The organism is Alloacidobacterium sp. (assembly GCF_035631355.1).
Lineage (GTDB): Bacteria > Acidobacteriota > Terriglobia > Terriglobales > Acidobacteriaceae > Alloacidobacterium.
Genome location: NZ_DASQIX010000084.1, coordinates 22,285 through 43,077, shown reverse-complemented (window position 1 = coordinate 43,077; position 20,793 = coordinate 22,285). Strand labels below are relative to the sequence as shown.

Annotated in this window: 14 protein-coding genes; 9 read left to right on the top strand and 5 right to left on the bottom strand. The window is 54.2% G+C overall.

Annotation, left to right across the window (positions count from 1 at the left end):
* Nucleotides 1-5: 5 nt before the first annotated feature.
* From VEV40_RS15495 to VEV40_RS15475, 5 genes are all read left to right on the top strand, one after another.
* Nucleotides 6-3,143, top strand: coding sequence for a BamA/OMP85 family outer membrane protein (locus VEV40_RS15495; protein ID WP_324833613.1), 3,138 nt, complete (start codon nucleotides 6-8; stop codon nucleotides 3,141-3,143).
* Complete coding sequence (locus VEV40_RS15490; protein WP_324833611.1) at nucleotides 3,143-3,904, top strand: SurA N-terminal domain-containing protein; 762 nt, start codon at nucleotides 3,143-3,145, stop codon at nucleotides 3,902-3,904. Before VEV40_RS15495 ends, VEV40_RS15490 begins: the two co-directional genes overlap by 1 nt.
* Nucleotides 3,901-8,076, top strand: a complete 4,176-nt coding sequence (locus VEV40_RS15485) for a translocation/assembly module TamB domain-containing protein (protein ID WP_324833610.1) — start codon at nucleotides 3,901-3,903, stop codon at nucleotides 8,074-8,076. Before VEV40_RS15490 ends, VEV40_RS15485 begins: the two co-directional genes overlap by 4 nt.
* 192 nt (nucleotides 8,077-8,268) lie before the next feature.
* Nucleotides 8,269-9,054, top strand: coding sequence for a BON domain-containing protein (locus tag VEV40_RS15480; RefSeq protein ID WP_324833609.1), 786 nt, complete (start codon nucleotides 8,269-8,271; stop codon nucleotides 9,052-9,054).
* Nucleotides 9,055-9,152: 98 nt separating this feature from the next.
* On the top strand, nucleotides 9,153-10,016 hold the full coding sequence (locus VEV40_RS15475; RefSeq protein WP_324833608.1) for a UbiA-like polyprenyltransferase: 864 nt from the start codon (nucleotides 9,153-9,155) through the stop codon (nucleotides 10,014-10,016).
* A gap of 44 nt (nucleotides 10,017-10,060) precedes the next feature.
* Here VEV40_RS15475 and VEV40_RS15470 read toward each other — a convergent pair whose 3' ends face one another.
* Both VEV40_RS15470 and VEV40_RS15465 read right to left on the bottom strand, forming a co-directional pair.
* The gene (locus tag VEV40_RS15470; protein WP_324833606.1) at nucleotides 10,061-10,357 is read right to left on the bottom strand and encodes a CsbD family protein; all 297 of its coding nucleotides are present in this window, start codon (nucleotides 10,355-10,357) and stop codon (nucleotides 10,061-10,063) included.
* Between the two features lie 61 nt (nucleotides 10,358-10,418).
* Nucleotides 10,419-10,571: a lmo0937 family membrane protein gene (locus VEV40_RS15465; RefSeq protein ID WP_324833603.1), complete on the bottom strand. Its 153-nt coding sequence runs from the start codon at nucleotides 10,569-10,571 to the stop codon at nucleotides 10,419-10,421.
* Nucleotides 10,572-10,688: 117 nt separating this feature from the next.
* Here VEV40_RS15465 and pheA point away from each other — a divergent pair, with 117 nt between their 5' ends.
* Together pheA and lon are read left to right on the top strand one after the other, a co-directional pair.
* On the top strand, nucleotides 10,689-11,513 hold the full coding sequence (gene pheA, locus VEV40_RS15460) for a prephenate dehydratase (RefSeq protein ID WP_324833602.1): 825 nt from the start codon (nucleotides 10,689-10,691) through the stop codon (nucleotides 11,511-11,513).
* A 248-nt stretch (nucleotides 11,514-11,761) separates the two neighbouring features.
* Complete coding sequence (gene lon, locus VEV40_RS15455) at nucleotides 11,762-14,203, top strand: endopeptidase La (RefSeq protein ID WP_324833600.1); 2,442 nt, start codon at nucleotides 11,762-11,764, stop codon at nucleotides 14,201-14,203.
* Between the two features lie 87 nt (nucleotides 14,204-14,290).
* Here the strand turns inward: lon and VEV40_RS15450 are convergent, their stop codons facing one another.
* The 3 genes from VEV40_RS15450 to VEV40_RS15440 all read right to left on the bottom strand — a co-directional run bounded on the left by VEV40_RS15450 (nucleotide 14,291) and on the right by VEV40_RS15440 (nucleotide 17,833).
* Nucleotides 14,291-15,874: a M48 family metalloprotease gene (locus VEV40_RS15450; protein ID WP_324833599.1), complete on the bottom strand. Its 1,584-nt coding sequence runs from the start codon at nucleotides 15,872-15,874 to the stop codon at nucleotides 14,291-14,293.
* The gene (locus VEV40_RS15445) at nucleotides 15,874-16,188 is read right to left on the bottom strand and encodes a hypothetical protein (RefSeq protein ID WP_324833597.1); all 315 of its coding nucleotides are present in this window, start codon (nucleotides 16,186-16,188) and stop codon (nucleotides 15,874-15,876) included. Before VEV40_RS15445 ends, VEV40_RS15450 begins: the two co-directional genes overlap by 1 nt.
* A 253-nt stretch (nucleotides 16,189-16,441) precedes the next feature.
* On the bottom strand, nucleotides 16,442-17,833 hold the full coding sequence (locus tag VEV40_RS15440) for a PP2C family protein-serine/threonine phosphatase (RefSeq protein ID WP_324833595.1): 1,392 nt from the start codon (nucleotides 17,831-17,833) through the stop codon (nucleotides 16,442-16,444).
* A 94-nt stretch (nucleotides 17,834-17,927) separates the two neighbouring features.
* On the opposite strand from VEV40_RS15440, the gene VEV40_RS15435 reads away from it, so the two are divergent.
* Nucleotides 17,928-20,240: a TonB-dependent receptor gene (locus VEV40_RS15435; protein WP_324833593.1), complete on the top strand. Its 2,313-nt coding sequence runs from the start codon at nucleotides 17,928-17,930 to the stop codon at nucleotides 20,238-20,240.
* Nucleotides 20,240-20,788 (top strand): DUF488 domain-containing protein, encoded by a 549-nt coding sequence (locus tag VEV40_RS15430; RefSeq protein ID WP_324833591.1) that lies wholly within the window; start codon nucleotides 20,240-20,242, stop codon nucleotides 20,786-20,788. Before VEV40_RS15435 ends, VEV40_RS15430 begins: the two co-directional genes overlap by 1 nt.
* The last annotated feature ends 5 nt before the right edge of the window (nucleotides 20,789-20,793 follow it).

The window sequence follows — 20,793 nt, the reverse complement described above, 5'->3', positions numbered from 1 at the left end:
AGGCGATGCGTTGGTTCAACCTCGTAATTTTGATGTGCCTCGCTTTTTGCGGCTTTGCAAACGCCGAGGAAGCTCGTGGCACAGTCGGCGCTCAACAGACAGCGGGTGCGGCAGACAACTTGACGCTGCGAAGTTGGGCGAGCCTGCATGTAGAAGCAATACAGTTTCGGGGAGTTTCCGCGGAGAGGCTCGCCCCTCTACCGGACCAGTTGGCGCAACAACCACAACAGCCACTTGATCCGCTTAAAGTCCGCGAAAGCCTGCGGCGTCTTTATGAAACCGGCCTTTACAAGACAATTCAGGTTGAGGGTCTGCGCAACGGCAATACCGTGACCATCATATTCGATGGTGTTCCCAATCTTTTTATCGGCCGTGTGACGGTAAATGGGGTGAACACCGAGAGGCTTTCCGGCGTGCTGGAGCGCTCGACACGCATGAATGCAGGGACCGTATTCACTGATAGCAAACTCATGCAGGCGCAGACGCTTATGCAGCAGACGCTGGCGGAAAACGGCTACTATGCGGCGAAAATCTTTGCCAGCACCAGCATCGATGAGGCAAATTCACAGGTCAATGTGGCTTTTCAGATTGAACAAGGCAAACAGGCGCGCGTGGGCGATGTAGGGGTAAAGGGTGACAGCGGCATGACGGTTGACCAATTCCGCAAGAAGGGCAAACTGAAACAGGATTCAAAAGTGACGCGCGATACGGTGAGCAATGCTTTGAATCGTCTGCGCAAAAACTATCGAAAACAGGACCGTCTGGAAGCAAGCCTCAAGCTGGATTCGCGCACTTATCAGCCACCATCTAACCACCTGGACTACGGATTTTCCGCGGAGCGCGGACCGATTGTAGAAATTAATGTCGATGGAGTTTCACTCAGCAAGGGTAAAATCCGGAACCTTGTGCCTGTCTATGAAGAAGGCAGTGTTGATGATGATCTGCTGCATGAAGGCGACCGCCGTATTCGAGACTACTTCCAACGCGAAGGCTATTTCGAGGTAAAAGTAACACACGCTGAACAACGGAAAGACCCGCAGCACTCCATCATTACGTACACAGTCACTCCTGGGGTTAAGCATTCTGTGACTGAGGTGACCGTCAGCGGAAATAAATATTTCGACACGGACACCATTTTGCCGCGATTGAGTGTAGTGAAGTCGAGCGTCGTCAATCGTCGTGGCATGTACAGCCAGGCCCTGGCGCAGGCCGACGTGAACTCGATTACGGCTCTGTATCAAAGTAACGGTTTCAGCAATGTGAAGGTGACGCCGCAAGTGAAAGACATCGATACCGGCAATGCGGGGCAAAACTCAAAATATGCGCGGATCAGCGTAAATTATGCCATCGATGAGGGCGTACAGCAACGAATTGGTGCTTATGTGATCAATGGAACCAGCAAAATCCAGCTTTCTGAACTGACTCCTCTGCTCAATACCCAGTCCGGCCAGCCTTACTCATCGCTCAATGTGACGCAGGACCACGATGCGATTCTCACGTACTACCTTAGTCACGGTTTCCAGGATGTGCAGGTTGACCTGCTGCAGCGGCCCTCGCCCCAGAATCCTGACCTTATCGATGTAACGATCACAGTGAGAGAGGGTGAACAGTTTTTCGTTAACCGCGTTCTGATTTCCGGCCTCCACTACACGCGACCAAGTACGGTGGAAGACCGCGTGCTGATTCATCCGGGAGATCCCTTAAATCAGACAGCACTGCTGGATACGCAGCGGAAACTCTACGACCTGACGCTGTTCAACCAGGTCAATACCGCTGTGCAGAATCCGGGAGGCGATGAATTACGAAAAAATGTATTGTTGCAATTCACAGAAGCGCGGCGCTGGGACCTCAGCTATGGATTCGGATTTCAGGCGCAGACCGGCAATCCACAGAGCAATTGCAACAATCTCACGCCGGAGCAATTGATCCAGCTCGGGATCAATCCTTCAACCTATACATGCAGCCCGAATGGCAAGACCGGCGTAAGTCCAGCGGTTCTATTCAACATCTCTCGCATCAATCTTCGCGGTACGGACAAATCCATTTCCCTCAACACGACACTCGGCACACTCGAGCAGCGTGTTCTGGCGAGCTTTTCGGATCCGCATTTTCGGGGGAATCCGAAATTTAACTTCCTTCTCACCGGTGGATACACGAATGCACAGGACGTAACAACCTATGCCTCGTCAAGGCTCGAAGGAACTGTGCGCTTCACGCATAAAGTAAACAAGCCAAATACGCTCATTTATTCCTTTGGATATCGCCGCGTCAAAGTTGATCCCAACAGTGTACAGGTGGCTCCGGATCAGATTCCGCTGGTTTCGCAGCCGGTCCGGGTGGGCGGACCGGGCATCACATGGATTCGTGATACCCGGGTGCCTTCTCCTCTTGATGCAGGCAGCGGTACCTACAACACAGTCCAGGACAACTGGGTAGATAAGCATTTTGGCTCTGAGGCAGACTTCAATCGCATCGACGGAACGAACGCCAGCTATTACAAGTTCGGCAAATTGAATACCTGGATATTGGCGCGCAGTACCCGCATCGCCGCGGAGCACGCGTACGGCGGCTCGCAATACGACCTGGTCCCGTTGCCCGAACGTCTGTATGCAGGCGGTGCGCAGTCGCACCGTGGGTTTGCCATCAACGCCGCTGGGCCGCGCGATTCGCTGACCGGCTTTCCCATTGGCGGCACGGGCGCGTTTGTCAACAGCACGGAACTGCGTATGCCCAGTCCCACTCTGCCATATATAGGTAACAGCTTGGGTTTTGTTCTATTTCATGACATGGGTAATGTCTTTGAGTACGCCAAGGACATCTGGCCCAGCTTTATCCGTTTCAGGCAGCCGGATAGAGCAGGTTGTAGAAATCTAAATGAAGAAGAGCAATCTGTGCCGCACCCGAATTCCCCCATCGGTGCGGCCGGGCTCTGCAGCTTTAATTATTTTTCGCACGCTGTTGGGCTAGGCTTGCGGTATCACACGCCGGTAGGGCCGCTCCGTTTTGACTTCAGCTATAACTTGAATCCGCCTATCTATCCCGTCATTATTGACTACTCCAGTACGCCAACGAACCCGATACCGCCGCACGTGGGCGAAGCAGGGCACTTCAACTTCTTCTTCAGCATTGGACAGGCATTCTGATGAAACGTCACTGGCATATCGGACTGCTCGTCGCGTTTATAACGGCCGTAGTCTGCCTGTGTCCCAATGGCGGTGCACAAGAGAATCAGACAACTGGTGAAACTCCGGTCGTGCTGGATCGTGTCATTGCCATCGTAAATGGGGATGTTCTCCTTGAAAGCGATGTGCGCGAAGAGATGCGCGTCGCCGCCCTGCAGCCCCTCAGCGTTCCTCCTGGCCAGAATACTGAAGTAAACGCCGCGCAGCGTTTGATCCGACGGGCGCTGATTCTGCAGCAGATGAAAGCGCAACAGGTCATCAATTACTCGATCAGCGACGATGAGGTAAAGAAAAGCCTCGCAGAGTTGCGCACGCAAATACCCGTTTGCAGGCAAATTGGCTGCGCAACGGAGGAGGGATGGAAAGCGTTTCTCAAAGAAAACGGCCTCACCGAACAGGAGATGGAGAACCGATGGCGGCAGCGCCTGGAGATAATCAAATTCATCAATGTTCGCTTCGCCGCTGGCATTCGCATTACGCGACAAGACATCCAGAAGTATTACGAAGCGACCGTAGTACCCACCTTTGAGAAGATGAAGGAAAAGCCGCCAACTCTGCAGAGCGTGTCCCCGCGTATCCAGGAAATACTGCTCCAGCAGCAGGTAAACTCCATGCTTCGCGACTGGCTGCAAAGCCTGCGTGACCAGGGTACGGTGCAGATTCTGGATTCTCGATTCGGGGAAAACAACAGTTCCGATGACGAGGATGGAGGCGGAGCATGAGCACACAGCCTTTGCCGGCTCCGACCCCTACGCCTCAGGCTGCGCCGAAGCGCAGAATATGGCTGCGGGTCCTTGCAGCTGTGGTTTTTTTGATTCTGCTCGCAATTGGGGGAATCGCATGGTACGCCTCAACGCCGCAATTCAAAAACCTGGTTCACGAAAAGCTCATTGCCACGTTGGAACATGCCACTGGCGGACGTGTGGAACTCGCTGCGTTCAAGTGGTCAGTGCGGCATCTGGCTTTCGAGGCAGATGGCCTGACGATTCATGGGCTGGAAGCGGCAAATGAAGTTCCGTACGCGCATGTTGACCGTATTTATGTGCGGATCAAAATTCTTTCCTTCATCCACCCTCGAATTGATCTGAATTATCTGGAGGCTGACCACCCTGTTTTTCATCTCATCATTTATCCCGATGGCTCGACAAACCAGCCTCGCCCCAAAACCGAGAGCAGCGGCAAGTCGGTCAAGGATGAGATTTTTGATCTCAAGGTTGGCAGGACTGAGATCCATAATGGCATTGCCCTGATTAACAAGAAGGCCACGCCTTTCGACCTGGCAGCGAATGATCTCGGCATTGTTGTGACGTATGCGGCGCCACAGGACCAGTATCAGGCAACGCTGCAAGCTTCGGACATCACGGCGCGTCGCGGGAAAAACCCTCCTCTTCATTCAAAGTTGAATCTTACGGCGAACATGGGCCGCAACCTGCTGAATGTATCGCAGTTGCAGTTACAAACCGGGCCTTCCGTATTGAAGGCGACGGCCAGCGTGCAGGATTTTGCGAATCCACGCTGGAACCTGACGATGCAGGGCAAAGTGGACGTGAGAGAAGTGATGGCGCTTGCGCCTGTCGAGGGTGTTGATAGGGGCCTGGTCGATCTCGATTTGAAAGGGCAGGGAACGCGGACGCAGTTTGTTCTGGATGGGCAGGCGAAGGTCAGAGATGCGGCCTATCACATCAACACTGTGCACATTTCCGGAGTCGATGTGGACACCGCGCTCCACGCGACGGAGCAGGAACTGGCGCTTACCGGAGTGCGAGCGCACATTGCGCGCGGCGGCAATATCGAGGCAGAAATGCGCGTCGCGCACTGGCTGGGCATGGCGTTCGCGCAGCCGGGGCAGCCGGCATCGGCCACTGTAAGAAGAGGAACGATTCGAGCAAAGCTGAACGGAATCACCCTGCGTACGGTCATGGCTTTTGTTGCCCCATCCCAATATGGAGAGCTGGGTTTCGATACCGTTGTGTCGGGAGATGGGTACCTCGACTGGACAGGCGACGCTTCAGACCTTGCGGCGAGAGCGAATGTAACGATGACGCCTTCCGCGCACACGCCTGCGGGAGAGGTGCCCATGTCGGGCATGGTCGATGCGACCTACTTCCAGAAGAACGGCAGCGTCCAGATCAGGCAATTGCAAGCGCAGACTCCTGCGACGCAGTTTGAAGTGACCGGCGGACTGGGCGTATATCCCATCAGCCGTCCTTCTACGCTGCAGGTAAATGTAGAAACGACAAACCTCGGCGAGTTTGACGAGGCGCTTGCAGCTCTAGGAGTTGCCGCGAATGGCAAGAAAGGCGTGCAGGCTTTACCTATTCGATTGGCGGGGCAGGCGCAGTTCCAAGGCACGGTGTCGGGCAGTCTTCCCGATCCCGACGTGAAGGGCCATCTGGTTGCCAGCAACTTTGATCTGCTGATACCAGCGAAGACGGCGGAGCCAGCTCCCGCCGTGAAACAGGCAAGCGCGCCTGCAGAGCCAGAACCGGCAAATACACCTGCACAACCGGAGATGCCTGTGCCCACAGAGAGAACCATTCACTGGGACTCACTCACAACGGACGCGGAATACTCTTCGCAATTGATTGCGATACAACAGGCAACGTTGACTCGCGGCAAGACTTCAATCCATGCTTCGGGACAACTGCACGCGCATCATATTTCGCCGCATCACAGCGCTTTTGATGATGAATCGCCGATCAGCGCGGACGTTAAAATACAGGGCGCCGCGCTTGACGAAGTGCTGGCGCTTGCGGAACAGAACCTTCCTGTAACCGGCGTGGTTGATCTGAATGCTCATGCAGGTGGAACCTTGGGAAATCTGAATGGCGGTGGGCATCTTGCCATTCAGGGAGGAGAGGCATACGGCGAGCATTATCACAGCCTGAATGCCGACCTGAAGTTTGCTGGAGACGAGATCGGTGTATCAAAACTTACATTGCTACAAAATGGCGGGCAGATTACAGGAAATGGCGGGTTAGGCATCCGCTCCAGGCAGTTTCACTTTCAGGCCGAGGGTAAAGGCTTTGATCTAAGCCATACAGAACACTTCCGGGATGCGAAGTACCCGCTCGGCGGCCAGCTTGTCTTTGCTGCCGATGGCTCAGGAACGCTGGATTCACCCACAATCCATGCCAATGCCCACCTGACTAAAATCAAAGTAGGCGCCGAAACGAATGGCGCGGTAGATGTAGAAGCACACACCGATCACGGAAATATATTGCTTACTGCCAGCGGTCGGCTGGGCAAGGCTGCACTGCAGGTGAATGGGAAAACGTCTCTTTCCGGCGATTATGCAACACAAGACCAGGCCACGCTTTCGAATCTAGATGTCGATCCTTTCATGGAGATGTTCCATGTTCAGGGTGTGACCTGGCACTCATCGATTGCCGGGAGCGTAACCGTATCGGGCCCGTTGCGCAATTTGCGGCAACTGCAGGGTGATGCGCAGATCAGCCAACTGGCGCTCGCGGTCGGCAGTGTTCCGCTGAAGAGTGAAGGGCCACTGCATGCCCAGCTCAAGGATAGCCTTCTGAGCCTCGATCCGCTGCACATTACCGGAGATAACACCGACCTGCGCGCCCAGGGGCGAATAGGCATCTTCCGCACAAACCATCGGCTGAATGTGCAAGGCCAGGGAAGCATCAATATGAAGCTTCTGGAAACGCTGTATCCGAATGTCACTTCCACCGGGCAGATCACGTTCAGCATGGACGCGGGCGGGACATTCGAGCGGCCGGAACTGAGTGGCCAGGTAAAGCTGGCCAACGTCGCGATGAACATAGGAGACCTGCCGAATGGCATAAGCCAGTTGAATGGCACACTGCAGTTCGATCAGGACCGCCTCCAGGTGCAGAATCTGCAGGGGACCACAGGCGGCGGCACGGTGAAGGTTACCGGATACGCCACCTATCAGCAGGGCATCTACTGCGATTTAACCGCGACCGGCACCGATATCCGCATCCGCTACCCCACCGGAATCAGTTCCATGGTGAACACGAAGCTGCGGCTGCAAGGCACTCAGAACAGCCTGATGCTGAGCGGCAACGTGCTTCTGACACGGTTTACCATCAATCCGAATCTGGATTTCGCAAGTTTCGCCGGCTCATCGAGCGGTGTTACTCCCCCTCCTGACCCCAATGCTTTTTCCAACCGCATCAGGCTGGATATCCATCTCACGTCGGCGCCGGAACTTGACTTCCAAAACTCATTCGCCAAGCTTGCGGGCGATGTGGACCTGCGCGTGCGCGGCACTCTCGCTCAACCAACCGTGCTGGGACACATCAACATTACCGAAGGCAGCGCGACCTTTGCGGGAACGAAATATCAGTTACAGCGGGGGGACATTTATTTCAACAACCCGGTGCACATCGAGCCAACCATCGATCTCGATGCAACCGCGCATGTTGAGGACTATGACATCACCATCGGGCTGCATGGCACACCAGGCAATCTGACGCCATCGTTCCGTTCGGAGCCGCCGCTATCGCAACAGGATATTTTTTCGCTGCTTGCGATGGGCCGCACACAGGAGGAGCAGCAGATCTACTCCATGCAGGCGCAGCAGGCTGGCGTAAATACAGCTGCCGATGCCCTGTTGGGCGGCGCGCTAAACGCGACCATCAGCAGCCGGATCCAGAAACTATTTGGCGGTGGAAGTGTAAAGATTGATCCGTCGTGGGTGGGTTCAATCGGCAACTCGACGGCGCGCATCACGGTGTCTCAACAAGTTTCGAAGAATGCGACCCTCACTTACGCGACGAACATCAACTCGACAGCGCAGCAGTTGATTCAAGCGGAGGTGAATCTAACGGCGTCTACGTCGGTGCTGGCGGTCCGCGACGAATCCGGCGTTTTCAGTTTTATGTTCAAAGTGCACAGGCGTTATCGGTAAAGAGGATTGTGCTCCTTGTAACCAAAGTATTGAGTTAACCATCAAAAAGGCGACCTACACATTAGCTCACCCAGTCACCAAAGAATTACAAGTAACTGCGCATCTAAATGCGCGTAGAATGTGTCCGAAGTAACAGACGCTGCAGAAATTCCTGATTGTTTCAAGGGTTGCAGCAAGCGAGGAGAGCACGACATGAGAATGGTATTGCGCGGTCTTGTTCCCGCTGTAGCAGCGGTTTTGCTGACGATTTCACCTTCTGCTATGGCACCGCATTCCGCGGTTGCGACTGCACAGACGAATGATGCCAGCATACAGGCGGATGTCCAGAACAAAGCCTTAAACAAATCGCAGTTCAAGAATGTGAAAGCCAGCGTTCAGGACGGGATTGTCACACTGACAGGAACGGTGGACGTCTACGATCAAAAAGCTGATGCTGACAGGCGCGTTCATAGAATCAAGAATGTGAAAGGCGTCGAGAACCAGATTGACGTCGCCGGCCCGGAAATTCCTGATGCTCAGTTGCAGGACAAACTGGTCAAAGCGATCCAGTACGACCGCGTTGGTTATGGTACGACTGCCTTTAACGCTATAGGCGTAAATGTGCAGAATGGTGTTGTGACCCTGTCCGGAACTGCTTACGGCCCTGTGGACGCTGATTCAGCAGTCGCAGTTGCCGCCAACACGAAAGGCGTGAAGGACGTTATCAATGACATTCAGGTGGACCCGGTTTCGCCGATGGATGACCGCATCCGCATGGCGACCTATCGAGCTGTCTATGGCTTCCCCAGCCTGAACAAATATGCCATTGACCCGGGTAAGCCGATTCGTATTTCTGTCAGGAACGGCAATGTCACCCTTTATGGCGAAGTCATGAACCAGGGTGATAAAGATGCCGCGGGTATTCGCGCGAATTCCGTGCCCGGAGTTTTCAGCGTGACTAATAACTTGCAGGTGGCAGGACAGCCGGAGAAGAAATAGCTGTCTAAACGATGTAGAGCGCGGCCCCGCGATGATGCGGGGCCGTTTTATTTTGTGCCGAACGGCTGTCATACACTGGTATTGGAGAATCGTAAGAGATGGCATTTCTACGCAGCATCGGCACGACACTGGAAATGATTAAGTGGGAGCACTCGATCTTTGCGCTTCCATTTGCGCTTACCGGGGCAATGCTTGCCGCCCACGGATGGCCACGTCCGATGCAGTTGCTATGGATTGTAGTGTGCATGGTCACGGCACGTTCGGCGGCGATGGCGTTCAACCGCTGGGCTGACGCCGATCTCGACGCTGTGAATCCGCGTACGTCCGCCCGCGCGATTCCGGCAGGGCTGCTTACGCGAGGCTTTGTCGCAGCATTTACGGTGTTTATGTCGGTACTGTTTATTCTGTCGGCAGCGCAGTTAAACCGGTTGACGTTCTGGCTTTCTCCGGTGGCGCTGGCGATTTTGCTGCTCTATTCCTATACCAAGCGATTCACCCGGTGGTCGCACCTGGTTCTCGGCTTCTGTCTGGGGATTGCACCTGCGGCCGCATGGATTGCTGTTCGCGGCGCTCTCGACGCGCGCATCCTTGTCCTGACGGCAGCGGTGCTTTTCTGGGTTGCTGGGTTCGACGTACTTTACGCCTGTCAGGATGCAGAGCATGACCGCAAGCACAACCTTAACAGCGTGCCCGCCGCCATCGGCATTGCCGGAGCATTCTGGACCGCGCGCGCAATGCACGCCATCATGCTGGGACTGCTGTTATGGCTTATTCATCTGTTCGCCCTTGGCCCGGTAGGGGGGGTAGGCGTTGCCGTGGTTGCCGCGCTGCTGCTGTATGAGCACCTGATCGTATCGCCCAACGACATGCGCCGCCTGAACGCTGCCTTCTTTACAATGAACGGCGTGATTTCAGTCGTATTTTTCGCTTTTGTCGCGGCGGCGCTGCTTATAAGGCGCTAAAAAAAAGCCCCGCAAAACGCGGGGCTACTCATAGGCAGAATTTCTTAAGCCGACTTACGGTGCTGGTCGATTCTTTCGTTCACGCGCTCCTTCATGTCCTGCACCTTGTTTGCAACGCGCTCACGCGAGGCGTTTGCGTCTCGCTCTGCTTCGCGGCGATTTTCTTCAGCATTCTGGTGGGCAACGTCCTTTGCATTGCCCCAGGTTTCCTTCGCCGCGCCTCTTATCTGATCTGTGAGACCTTTATTGGCAAGACGCTGGTTACCCGCCGCCTCTCCGATTTTTTCTTTTACCTTGCCGGTTGCCTGATCGAATTTGCCGCTTACCTGGTCTTTGTTCATGACAATGACTCCTGAAGAATTAGAATCTAAGGCCAAAATTGGCTAAGATTCGCAGTTTGCGTTACACGACCGGGCGTCTGCCGCTGAATAACTGGATCAGCAGTACGATCAGCGCCACAACTAGCAGTATGTGGATATACCACCCGATCGCATGAAAAGTCACCAGACCTACCAGCCACAATACCAACAGGATTACGAAAATTGTCCAAAGCATCTGTGCTTCTCCTTGTCTCTTGCATACAGCCTGAAATGGCCTACGGTGTGATATGGTGCGCATGATACCCGTTTGGGTTGCCGTGGAAACAGAAACCTTTGAAGGGAAGTATGCAGAATGCAAGTAGCGATCCAAGGCGAACCAGGATCATTCAGCCACGAAGCCGCTGGAAATGTTTTTCCGGAGGCAACCATTTTGCCTTGCGCTCTCTCGCCGGAAGTCTTCGGCGCGTTGTCGCAGAAAGAAGTTGAAGCCGCTGTTATTCCGATCGAGAATAGTCTTGCGGGTTCTGTCGTCGAGCATTACGATCTTTTGCTGCATCAGGATGTCGCCATTGAGAGCGAAAGCCTTCTGCGCATCCGGCATAATCTGATTGCTGTTCCCGAATCGAATTTGGGTCGCATCCGGCGCGTCTATTCGCATCCTGTTGCGCTGGCGCAGTGCCGTAAGTTTTTCGAGCAGCATCCCGCGATCGAAGCAGTCCCCTTCTATGACACGGCGGGAAGCGTGAAACAGCTCATTGAACTTCGCGACCGGAACGCAGCGGCGATTGCGTCAGTCCGCGCAGCGGAATACTACGGGGGAGAAATTCTGGCCCGTGGTATTGAAGACAATCCTGAGAACTTTACGCGCTTCTTTGTCGTTCGGCGGCGCGACGATGTGCGGCGCAGTCCGGCCGCAGACAAGGTAAGCCTGGCATTTACGGTAGAGAATCGGCCAGGAACTCTGGTTGCGGCCCTGGAGGTATTTGCCGGGCAGGGAACGAACTTGACGAAGATTGAATCGCGTCCAGTGCAGGGAAAGCCCTGGGAATACGTTTTTTATGTCGATTATCAGCTTTCGTCGCAGGCACGAGCAGATATTGCACTCGATCTGCTACGGCAGCACTGCTCTATGGTCAAAGAGCTGGGGCGATACCAAGCTGCCCAGCGCGTGGAATAACCTTTGACCGTCAACTCGCGCAGACCTTTCGCCGATGAAAGATTCGTGAGGAACCAACATATGCCCACAGGCGTACTGCATCCAAGAAAGAAACCGGCCGAAAATCGAATGACTTGAAGTGCAGCTAAATTACGACCTAACAGCAGTTTGTCGGGTTCCGGGGCTGAATTGCGACCTTTTCTACTTTGAGGAATCAAATACTTACAATTAATCGTATTCAGATCATATAATCTGATAAGAAGGCACTCATGGCTAGCGATTTTCTCAGCATTATCGAACCCAGCGATCCAAAGGAACGCGGACAGCGGTCGTCAGGGCGTGTTTTACCAGTCCTCCCTGTACGCGATACTGTTCTCTTTCCGCATGCAGTCCTTCCGCTCACTGTGGGACGCGAAAGCTCCATTCAATTGATCCAGTCGCTCGGCGAAGAAAAGACAATTGTTGTAGTCGCGCAACGCGATGCTCATCTTGATACTCCCCAGCCGGGTGATCTGCATGCGTTTGGCACGCTGGCTACAGTTCACAAAGTGGTAAAGATGCCCAACCAGAGCCTCTTTGTCTTTACCGAAGGCACGGAGCGCGTGAAGCTGGGCGAGTTCACGCAGACCGAGCCGTTCATGATCGCCAACGTGGAGGCAATCACCGAAGTTAATCCAGAGAAAGGGCCCGAACTCGAAGCGTTGCAGCGGAACATCCTTTCGCAATTCCAGCAGATTGTTTCCTCGTCGCCAACGCTTTCAGACGAGCTTTCGACCATCGCGGCGCAGTTGGAAGACCCCGCCAGGCTTACGGATTTCGTTGCCTCGAATCTTCCGTTTCTTGCTACAGCCGACCGGCAGGACCTGCTGGAGACTCCTGACGTCACGGCCCGCCTTGAGCGACTGAATAAGCATCTCGTCAAGGAAATTGAGGTTCAGCAGCTTCGCAATAAAATTCAATCCGAAGTACAGGACCAGGTGCAGCAGTCACAGCGCGACTACTATCTGCGCGAACAATTGAAGGCCATCCAGAAGGAGCTTGGCGAACAGGACGAGAGTCAAAAAGACATTGAGGAACTGCGCCAGAAGATTGAAGACGCGGGCATGCCGGAAGAGACCAAGAAGGAAGCTTTGAAAGAGCTGACTCGCCTGTCGCGCATGTCTCCGATGGCGGCCGACTATTCGCTTACACGTAATTACATCGAGTGGCTCGCCATACTGCCGTGGGCCAAGTCGTCAGGCACAGAGGTCGATATTCCGAAAGCAAAGGAAATCCTCGACGAAGACCACTATGATCTCAAGAAAGTGAAGGAGCGCATTCTCGATTATCTTGCCGTGCGTCGTCTCAAGCCGGACATGAAGGGACCTATACTCTGCTTCGTGGGACCTCCGGGCGTAGGCAAAACCTCGCTCGGACGCAGCGTGGCGCGCGCTTTGGGACGCAAGTTTCAGCGCATCTCGCTAGGCGGCATGCACGATGAAGCCGAGCTTCGCGGGCATCGCCGAACATATATCGGCGCGCTGCCAGGGCAGATTATTCAAAACCTGCGTCGGGCCAGCGCGAACGATCCAGTGTTCATGCTCGATGAGGTCGATAAACTGGGACGTGATTTTCGCGGCGATCCGGCGTCGGCGCTACTTGAGGTGCTTGATCCGGAGCAAAACAATACCTTCCGTGACAACTATCTCGACCAGCCCTTCGACTTATCAAAGGTGCTCTTCATCTGCACGGCCAACATGCTGGACACCATGCCTGCTCCGTTGCTCGATCGCATGGAGATCATCGAGTTGCAGGGCTACACCGAGGAAGAAAAGCGGCACATCGCATTCCGGTACCTTATTCCGCGGCAGGTAAAGGAGAACGGCATCAAGATTGAGGACATTGAGTTTCCGGAGGAATCAATCTCCTATATTGTGCGGCATTACACGCGTGAAGCGGGCGTGCGCAAGCTCGAACAGCTTATTGGCACGGTCTGCCGCAAGCAGGCGCGGCGCATTGCTGAGGGTAAAACGGAGAAGCTTATCGTCAACAAGGAAGTCATCCACGAGTTCCTTGGCGGCATTAAAGTTCGGGTCGATACGGAAATTGCTGAGCGCACCAAGCGCGCTGGAGTTGCCGTTGGTCTGGCCTGGACGCCTGCGGGCGGCGATGTGCTCTTCATCGAAGCCAACAGGATGAAGGGCAAGGGCGGATTCACCATGACGGGCCAGATTGGAGAAGTCATGCAGGAATCGATGCAGGCAGCGCTAACCTGGGTGCGGTCGAACGCGAAGTCCATCGGACTCGCCGAAGACTTCACCAAGGACATCGATCTGCATATCCATGTTCCCGCCGGAGCCATTCCGAAAGATGGCCCATCGGCAGGCGTCACGATGGCTACAGCGCTGATCTCGCTGCTCACTGATACGCCGGTACATCCGCTGACTGCGATGACAGGCGAGATAACGTTGAGCGGCAATGTGCTGCCCGTGGGCGGTATCAAGGAGAAGTTCCTTGCCGCAAAGCGAGCAGGCGTCAAGCAGGTCATTCTGCCGGCGGAGAACAGGCTGAATGTCGAGGAAGACCTGATGCCGGAGCAGACTGAAGGGGTGACAATCCATTACGCCAGCCGCATTGAAGATGTGCTGGCTGTTGCCCTGCCCAAGTCTCTCAAAGAAGAGAAGGCAGACGAAGAAGTAAGAGAAGAAGTGCTGCAGCACGCCGGGAACTGAGCTGAAGGCGAAAATAGAGACGCCCTGAATAAATTTGGGGCGTTTTCTGTTTGTGCAATGTGCTGATTGACGTCAGGATGCGCAGAATTAAGCCGCAACCGCTTTATCCGCTACCCGACGCCTTACCTTCGTAACCATGATTATCAAGACAAAGGTTCCCGCAAAAAGTATGGATTGTAAGACTCGCCAAGGGTCAAAAGGAGGAAACTCCACTGCTATTAGAAGGCACAGATATCCAGCGGAGAGACCGATGAAAGTGTTGCGGAACCGGGCAACTACCGCCCCTAAGAAGATGATTCCAAACAATATACCCCAAGACCAGAAACTGGATATCTTGGATATGTCGATGGCTGCTTTCGGATACAAAGATAGGGAAATGGCTGCTGTGACGGCCATGATTGTTCCCGCCTCGAAAAGGTCTCGCATATATCTGAGCAAGAGCAGGAGCAGGCACGGCCAGACAATGCAATTCCAGATGAGGCTGTTCACGTCCGGCCGACCGAATTCATGGGGTTGATTGCTCAATGCCCGATAAACGATACCCATTGCAATGTCGCTGACGGCCAACGAAATCAGTAACGCGCTCGCGCGCACTGCGTCGAAGCGGGTGCTCCCAACACCGAATACCTCTGCAAGTGGCGATAGAAAGCCAGCCCTAGGGAGGGGTTTCATATCACTGTCGGCACAGGTAAGGGGAATCTTCCGTCGAGGTCCTTTTCGCACTTCCACTGCAAACGCGGCAAGAAATACCACCGCGGCCACCAAAAGAGCGATGATCAGGGAAATGAATTCGCTGCTATCTGGCTCTTGACCATTACGTGAGACTTTAACGTCTGCAACTACTCCTGAAAGCGTCACCACGATAACGAGCAGCATTGCCATATTTGTTCTAAGAACGGGATTGTCGGACTGGATTGCCGCAATTCGGTCAGCCGGGCTTGGATGAAACCAGCTCTTTCGATGAAAGCGCCCTTTCTCCAACAGACGCAAATAGCCTATTCGATCTTCAGTGTGATTGACTGCGATTGCATCCGCTAGAAATTCTCGCCTTCGAAAACACAGCAGCAGCAAATAGAGTGAAATCAGAATCACCTGCGGTTTAAATACGGCAGTAACGACAGCGGCTTCCTCAGAGTCAGATAACAGAACCCATATTGGTACTAATACGATCCCTAATAGGGTGGAAATCAGGAACTGCCAGAGCCACATATCGTGATTGTCAAGATGCGCCAGTTCATGGCGAAGAATCATCCGGGTCTCGTCAGGAAATTCTTTTGCAGCGACACAGAGACGGCCCGTGACAACGAGCTTTGGTCTAAAGCCGCCCAATGTGAAAGCAGTGGCTTGAAGTGCCGTGGGCGCGCAGTAGACCTTGGTTTTTGCCGAAGATGAGTATTTTGCAATGGCCATTGCGCTCGACTCTTCGCACAACATGCTCAGTAGTTTTGGTGCTTGAGTATCGGTCAGGGTGTGAACTCCAAGCCGAGCCATCCTGGATTTCGAAAAGAGTTCTGTGATCAGGCACACGAATAGAAGCGCAATAAGTGCGGAAATCAAGGAAGAAGGCATCTCGAAAAGCAAGGCCGGGATAAAGATTCCAAGCAGTATCAGATTGTCGCTGGAAATCTTGATGTTCTGGACACTTTTGCGGGATGCGCAACGTATGGACATCACTTCACTCCGACAATATCGCGAATCAGAGCAGGCTCCAGCGCGAGCATCGCGATTAATGAGTCTCCAGCGGAGTTCGCCTCCTTTTCAGTCGCGCCTCTGCTCAGAAGCTTCTCGACTACTCGCGAATGCAGCCTGGTCAGCGCGTCGCGATTAAGAAGGGGCGCCGATGCTCTTCTGTGCCACAGCCAGTCATCCAGGTGATCGCCCCATTTCTTCGCAAACTCGTTTGCTGCCGTGCCGGCAAACTCTCTAAGCACCTCCAATAGCGGATACATCCATAGGATAACTCCGGCGTCTACACCGGAACCCAAAGCTCCAGTCCTCTTGGCAGTATCAACAGTAGGCTTGAACAGATGCTCGACCAGAAAGGCTTCCTCAGGCCGTGTCTCAGCTAGGACTGATGAAATTACTTGTTGGATCGAGGCTTCTTGCGATCTTGAGAGGGTTGACACTCATGTCACCTCACGCAGCCGCAGCGCAATAAGCTTCTTTGGCTACATAGTGGTACGCAAGTCTACTCTGCTTTCGCCGCTATTGCGACGATAAAATGGAAGAGTTTGAGCCCTACGCGCTGGCATAGTCGCAAACAATGACCGTCCGGTCGTCGTCCTGTGATGCAGACCACTCTTTCACGCGCGCAAGTATTAAATCGGCGGTTTCTTCTGAAGTCATTCCAGAACTCTCCTGCAATGTCTTGCGAAGACGCTCGTGGCCGAACTGTTCTGCCGCTGTGTTCTCAGCTTCATAAATACCGTCGGTGTAGAGCAGCAGCCTGTCGCCGGGCTTGAGCGGGCGCGTGGTCGAAGTGTAAGGGGCTGATGGGAAGAGCGCCAGCATTAAACCGTTCTCCTCAATGGGCATTATTTCGCCATCACGCAACAACAGCATTGGAGGATGCGCTGCCGCGGCATAGCGCAAGTCTTCGGTCTGCGCGTCAAGATGAACATAGGCCGCGGTAACGTATTGGCTCTGGGTATTGCCAAAGAGGGTTGTATTCATGCCCGCCAGCAGCTTCTCCGGATGCCCTGAGTGTTCTTTTTGTGAAGTGGCTGCAAGTTTGACCATGGATGCGATCAGCGCGGCGGGTACGCCATGTCCGGAAACGTCGGCAATCAGCAATCCGGCCTTTCCATCTTGCGCTGCATAAAAGTCGTAGAAGTCGCCGGCGACGGAAGTCATTGGCACATATCTTGCGGCGACGCGGAAATGAGGCGATGCAGGAAATGCAGGCGGCAGAATCGATAGCTGAATGCGCTTTGCTATATCCAATTCTTTTTGAAGTTCGTTGAGCTGATGGTCCCGTTCCAGCACACGGCGCGCGGCTACATATCCCAGGCAACCGAGGAAGATCGCAAACCCAAATGGCTCTACCCGGGGAACGGACCGAAACATCCAACTGTAGATGTTGTTCCAAAGCGCAAAACCGGCAAAGATCAGCAGGCCGCTTCGAATGACGAGAAAGTCCTTTGTCATTGCGGGCATGAGGAAAGACTGAACAACCAGCGGGATCAGTCCGCAGACGATAGCAATGTTATTTATGGAATAAAGAAGCCCAAGAGGCGCGTTGAGCAGCGTTGCCAGCAGCAGGCACAACATGACTGTTGTTAAAGCATAAGTGACAATGTTGGCAAGACGTCCCAGCAATCCTGTTGCCTGGAAGAACAGAAATGCGGGGATGGCTGCGAGAAAGTTGGCAGAAGCCCGAAGTCGGTCAAAGAAATTCGATGACGGCACCATAAGCGTCATCAGGCCGGTCTGCATCCACAAACGTCCACCATAAAGAATGGCAAACAAGGCCAGCCAGAAAAGAAGCGCATCAAATTTACGGCGAATGGCGAGGAAGCCGAGAGAAATCAGTCCGACTGTAGTGAATGCCGCCCCAAGAAACAGGAACACTTCGTCACGGTGAAAGACACGCAGGACTTGTGAAGCCGTAAGTTCGGGATCAAGCGCCATGGCAATGGATGGTAAATCAAAATGGCGCGTAATGACTTACCAAAGATTGTCATCGGCTTGTAACAGTAACATTGAAGATGTTGACCGTACTGCGATGAAGAACCTCTTCGCCATTTTCATGCTGTGTGCCTCGTGCGTTCTGGCGCAGGTGAACAGCGGGGAACTGCGTCTTCATGTTCTTGATCCTTCTGGCGCGGGACTCAAAGCGGTTGTACATCTGACCAGCGAGGGGAGTGGCTATAACCATTCGTTCATGACAGACGCCGCCGGATTGGCCAAAGTCGAGCGGTTGGCCTATGGCATTTATCAGGCCAGCATTGAGCATCAGGGCTTTGCCGAAATTTCACAGTCCGTCGAGGTGCGGTCTGCCGTGCCTGTTGATTTCACGGTGCGGCTCCGTGTGGCCTCCGTTATGACGGACGTTACAGTAAATGCGGCGGCCACGCTCATCGATCCTGACCGGCCCAATTCGGTCATGCAGATTGGCAGCAAAGAAATCTACCAGAGGCTGGCGTCGCTGCCGGGCCGCTCTGTGCAGAACCTGGTCAACTCCCAGCCGGGCTGGCTTTACGAGGGCAACGCCGTGCTGCATCCTCGCGGGTCCGAGTATCAAACGCAGTTCGTCATCGATGGCATTCCGCTGACTGACAATCGCTCTCCGGGTTTTGGCCCTGAGATCGAAGCCGACTCAGCCGATTCACTGAACATCTATACCGCGGGGATTCCGGCTGAGTACGGCCGTAAAATGGGCGGCGTGGTCGAGCTGAACACGAAGAGGGAAACCGATCCGGGCCTGCATGGCGAGGCTGTTCTTGGTGGCGGCAGCTACGACACGGCATCCGGCTATGTGCAGGCACAGTATCTATGGGGAAAGAACGTCCTTGGCGGCTCTGCAGATGGCGCGCGGACCAGCCATTATCTCAATCCCGTCGTGCCTGAAAACTACACCAACAGCGGCACAACCGGTGATTTCGCAACCCGCTATGAGCGCAACTTTACCGAGAATGATCGCCTTGTCCTTAATGTTCGCCATGAGCTGGCGCGGTATGAAATTCCGAACGAACTGGTCCAGCAGCAGGCGGGACAACTGCAGAATGCCGACAATTTCGAAACCATGGGCACTGCGCATTATCAGCATGTCTTTTCGGCTGACATGGTAGGAAATCTGGCTGGGATGGTGCGTGACAATGCGACGAATTTCTACTCCAATCCGCAGTCCACACCGATCATCGTTTCGCAGCACAACTGGTTTCGCGAAGGGTATTTCAAGGGAAGCATTTCGGTCCATCACAGCAACCAGGAATGGAAAGCCGGAGTCGAGTCTGACAATACTTTTCTGAACGAAGATTACAGTCACATCATCACTGATCCTGGTCAGTTCGATCCTGACACGCCGAAGACATTTTCATTCACCGGCAGCCGGCCCGATCTGGAACAGGCGGCGTTTGTTGAGGACCTTGTCAGGCTGGGAAACTGGACCGTCAGCGCCGGTCTGCGCTGGGACCACTATCAACTATTACTGAATCAGAACCACTTCAGCCCTCGAGTCGCCATCAGCCGGTATTTTCAATCGGCGAACCTTGTGGCGCACATCTCGTATGACAATGTCTTCCAGACACCGTCCTCGGAAAACATTCTGCTGTCGAGCTCGCCGGACATAGCCGCGTTAAATGAGAACTTCCTCCGGCTGCCGGTGAAGCCCTCCACCGGAAACTATTACGAAGGCGGAATCACCAAAGGCTTTTCCGACAGGCTTAAGCTCGATGTCAATGTATTCCGTCGCGACGAGAGGCAATACGCAGACGACGATCAGCTTTTCAGCACTGGCGTGAGCTTTCCGATTGCTTTTGATAAAGCCATCATCTATGGAGCCGAAGGCAAGCTGGACCTTGTTCGCTGGGGCAGACTCTCCGGCTTTGTCAGCTACTCCTATATTGTCGGCAATGTCTGGTTTCCGGTGACTGGCGGGCTCTTCCTGGGAGATGATGTCACCGATGCTGAACAGGAGCAGACGGGGCACTTTCCCGATTCGCAGGACCAACGCAATACCGTGCGCACGCGATTCCAATATCAGCTAACGCATCGTCTATGGGCGGCAGCAGGCGCCGATTACGGTTCCGGATTGCCATTTGAATATACGGGTACTGAAGACGAAGCTCTTGCTCAGTATGGCCCTCAGGTGGTTGACCGGCTCAACTTCGACCGGGGGCGCATCAAGCCCATGCTTGCGGTCAATGCCTCGCTCGGTGCCGATCTATACACTACGGACAAAATGAGTATCCATCTCCAGGCGGACGGTGAGAACCTGAATAACCGGCTGAACGTCATCGATTTTGCCGGACTCTTCTCCGGCAATGCCATTGGCCCTGCACGCAGCTTCGAGCTTCGGCTCTCGACGAATTTCTGATGTTTACCATTGGCCATTCCACGCTGCCTATCGACGTGTTTCTGAAGATACTTAAGGACAACGGCGTCCGCTGGCTGGTGGATATCCGCACGATTCCCAAGCCGCTCCATAATCCGCAATTCGCACAGGAAAATCTGGAGAAATCGCTGAAAGCTGCGCATATTCACTACCGCTGGCAGAAATCGTTGGGTGGCCTGCGGCATGCGCTCAAGGACTCGATCAACACAGGCTGGCGCAATGCCAGCTTTCGTGGCTACGCCGATTACATACAGACGCCTGACTTCGTCGCAGCCATTGACGAGCTGCTGGCCGTAAGTCCTCCGGAGCAGACGGCGATCATGTGCGCCGAAGCCGTTCCCTGGCGCTGCCACCGTTCACTGGTTGCGGATGCGCTGCTTGTGCGCGGCGTGGAGGTCGAGGATATTTACTACGACGCAAACGGGAAGAGCCGCCACGAACCGCACCACATGACCCGATTTGCGAAGGTGCAAGATGGACGATTGTGGTATCCGGCGGAAAGCGAATTGTTCGATTTCGAACCTGGATAGTATTT

Excerpts from the sequence above, each read along its gene's own strand:
- VEV40_RS15440 (WP_324833595.1), bottom strand. The coding sequence starts at position 17,833 with ATGGCGCTTGATCCCGAACTTACGGCTTCACAAGTCCTGCGTGTCTTT.
- VEV40_RS15450 (WP_324833599.1), bottom strand. The coding sequence starts at position 15,874 with ATGTCCATACGTTGCGCATCCCGCAAAAGTGTCCAGAACATCAAGATT.
- lon (WP_324833600.1), top strand. The coding sequence starts at position 11,762 with ATGGCTAGCGATTTTCTCAGCATTATCGAACCCAGCGATCCAAAGGAA.
- pheA (WP_324833602.1), top strand. The coding sequence starts at position 10,689 with ATGCAAGTAGCGATCCAAGGCGAACCAGGATCATTCAGCCACGAAGCC.
- VEV40_RS15475 (WP_324833608.1), top strand. The coding sequence starts at position 9,153 with ATGGCATTTCTACGCAGCATCGGCACGACACTGGAAATGATTAAGTGG.
- VEV40_RS15470 (WP_324833606.1), bottom strand. The coding sequence starts at position 10,357 with ATGAACAAAGACCAGGTAAGCGGCAAATTCGATCAGGCAACCGGCAAG.
- VEV40_RS15485 (WP_324833610.1), top strand. The coding sequence starts at position 3,901 with ATGAGCACACAGCCTTTGCCGGCTCCGACCCCTACGCCTCAGGCTGCG.
- VEV40_RS15430 (WP_324833591.1), top strand. The coding sequence starts at position 20,240 with ATGTTTACCATTGGCCATTCCACGCTGCCTATCGACGTGTTTCTGAAG.
- VEV40_RS15495 (WP_324833613.1), top strand. The coding sequence starts at position 6 with ATGCGTTGGTTCAACCTCGTAATTTTGATGTGCCTCGCTTTTTGCGGC.
- VEV40_RS15465 (WP_324833603.1), bottom strand. The coding sequence starts at position 10,571 with ATGCTTTGGACAATTTTCGTAATCCTGTTGGTATTGTGGCTGGTAGGT.
- VEV40_RS15490 (WP_324833611.1), top strand. The coding sequence starts at position 3,143 with ATGAAACGTCACTGGCATATCGGACTGCTCGTCGCGTTTATAACGGCC.
- VEV40_RS15480 (WP_324833609.1), top strand. The coding sequence starts at position 8,269 with ATGAGAATGGTATTGCGCGGTCTTGTTCCCGCTGTAGCAGCGGTTTTG.
- VEV40_RS15435 (WP_324833593.1), top strand. The coding sequence starts at position 17,928 with ATGAAGAACCTCTTCGCCATTTTCATGCTGTGTGCCTCGTGCGTTCTG.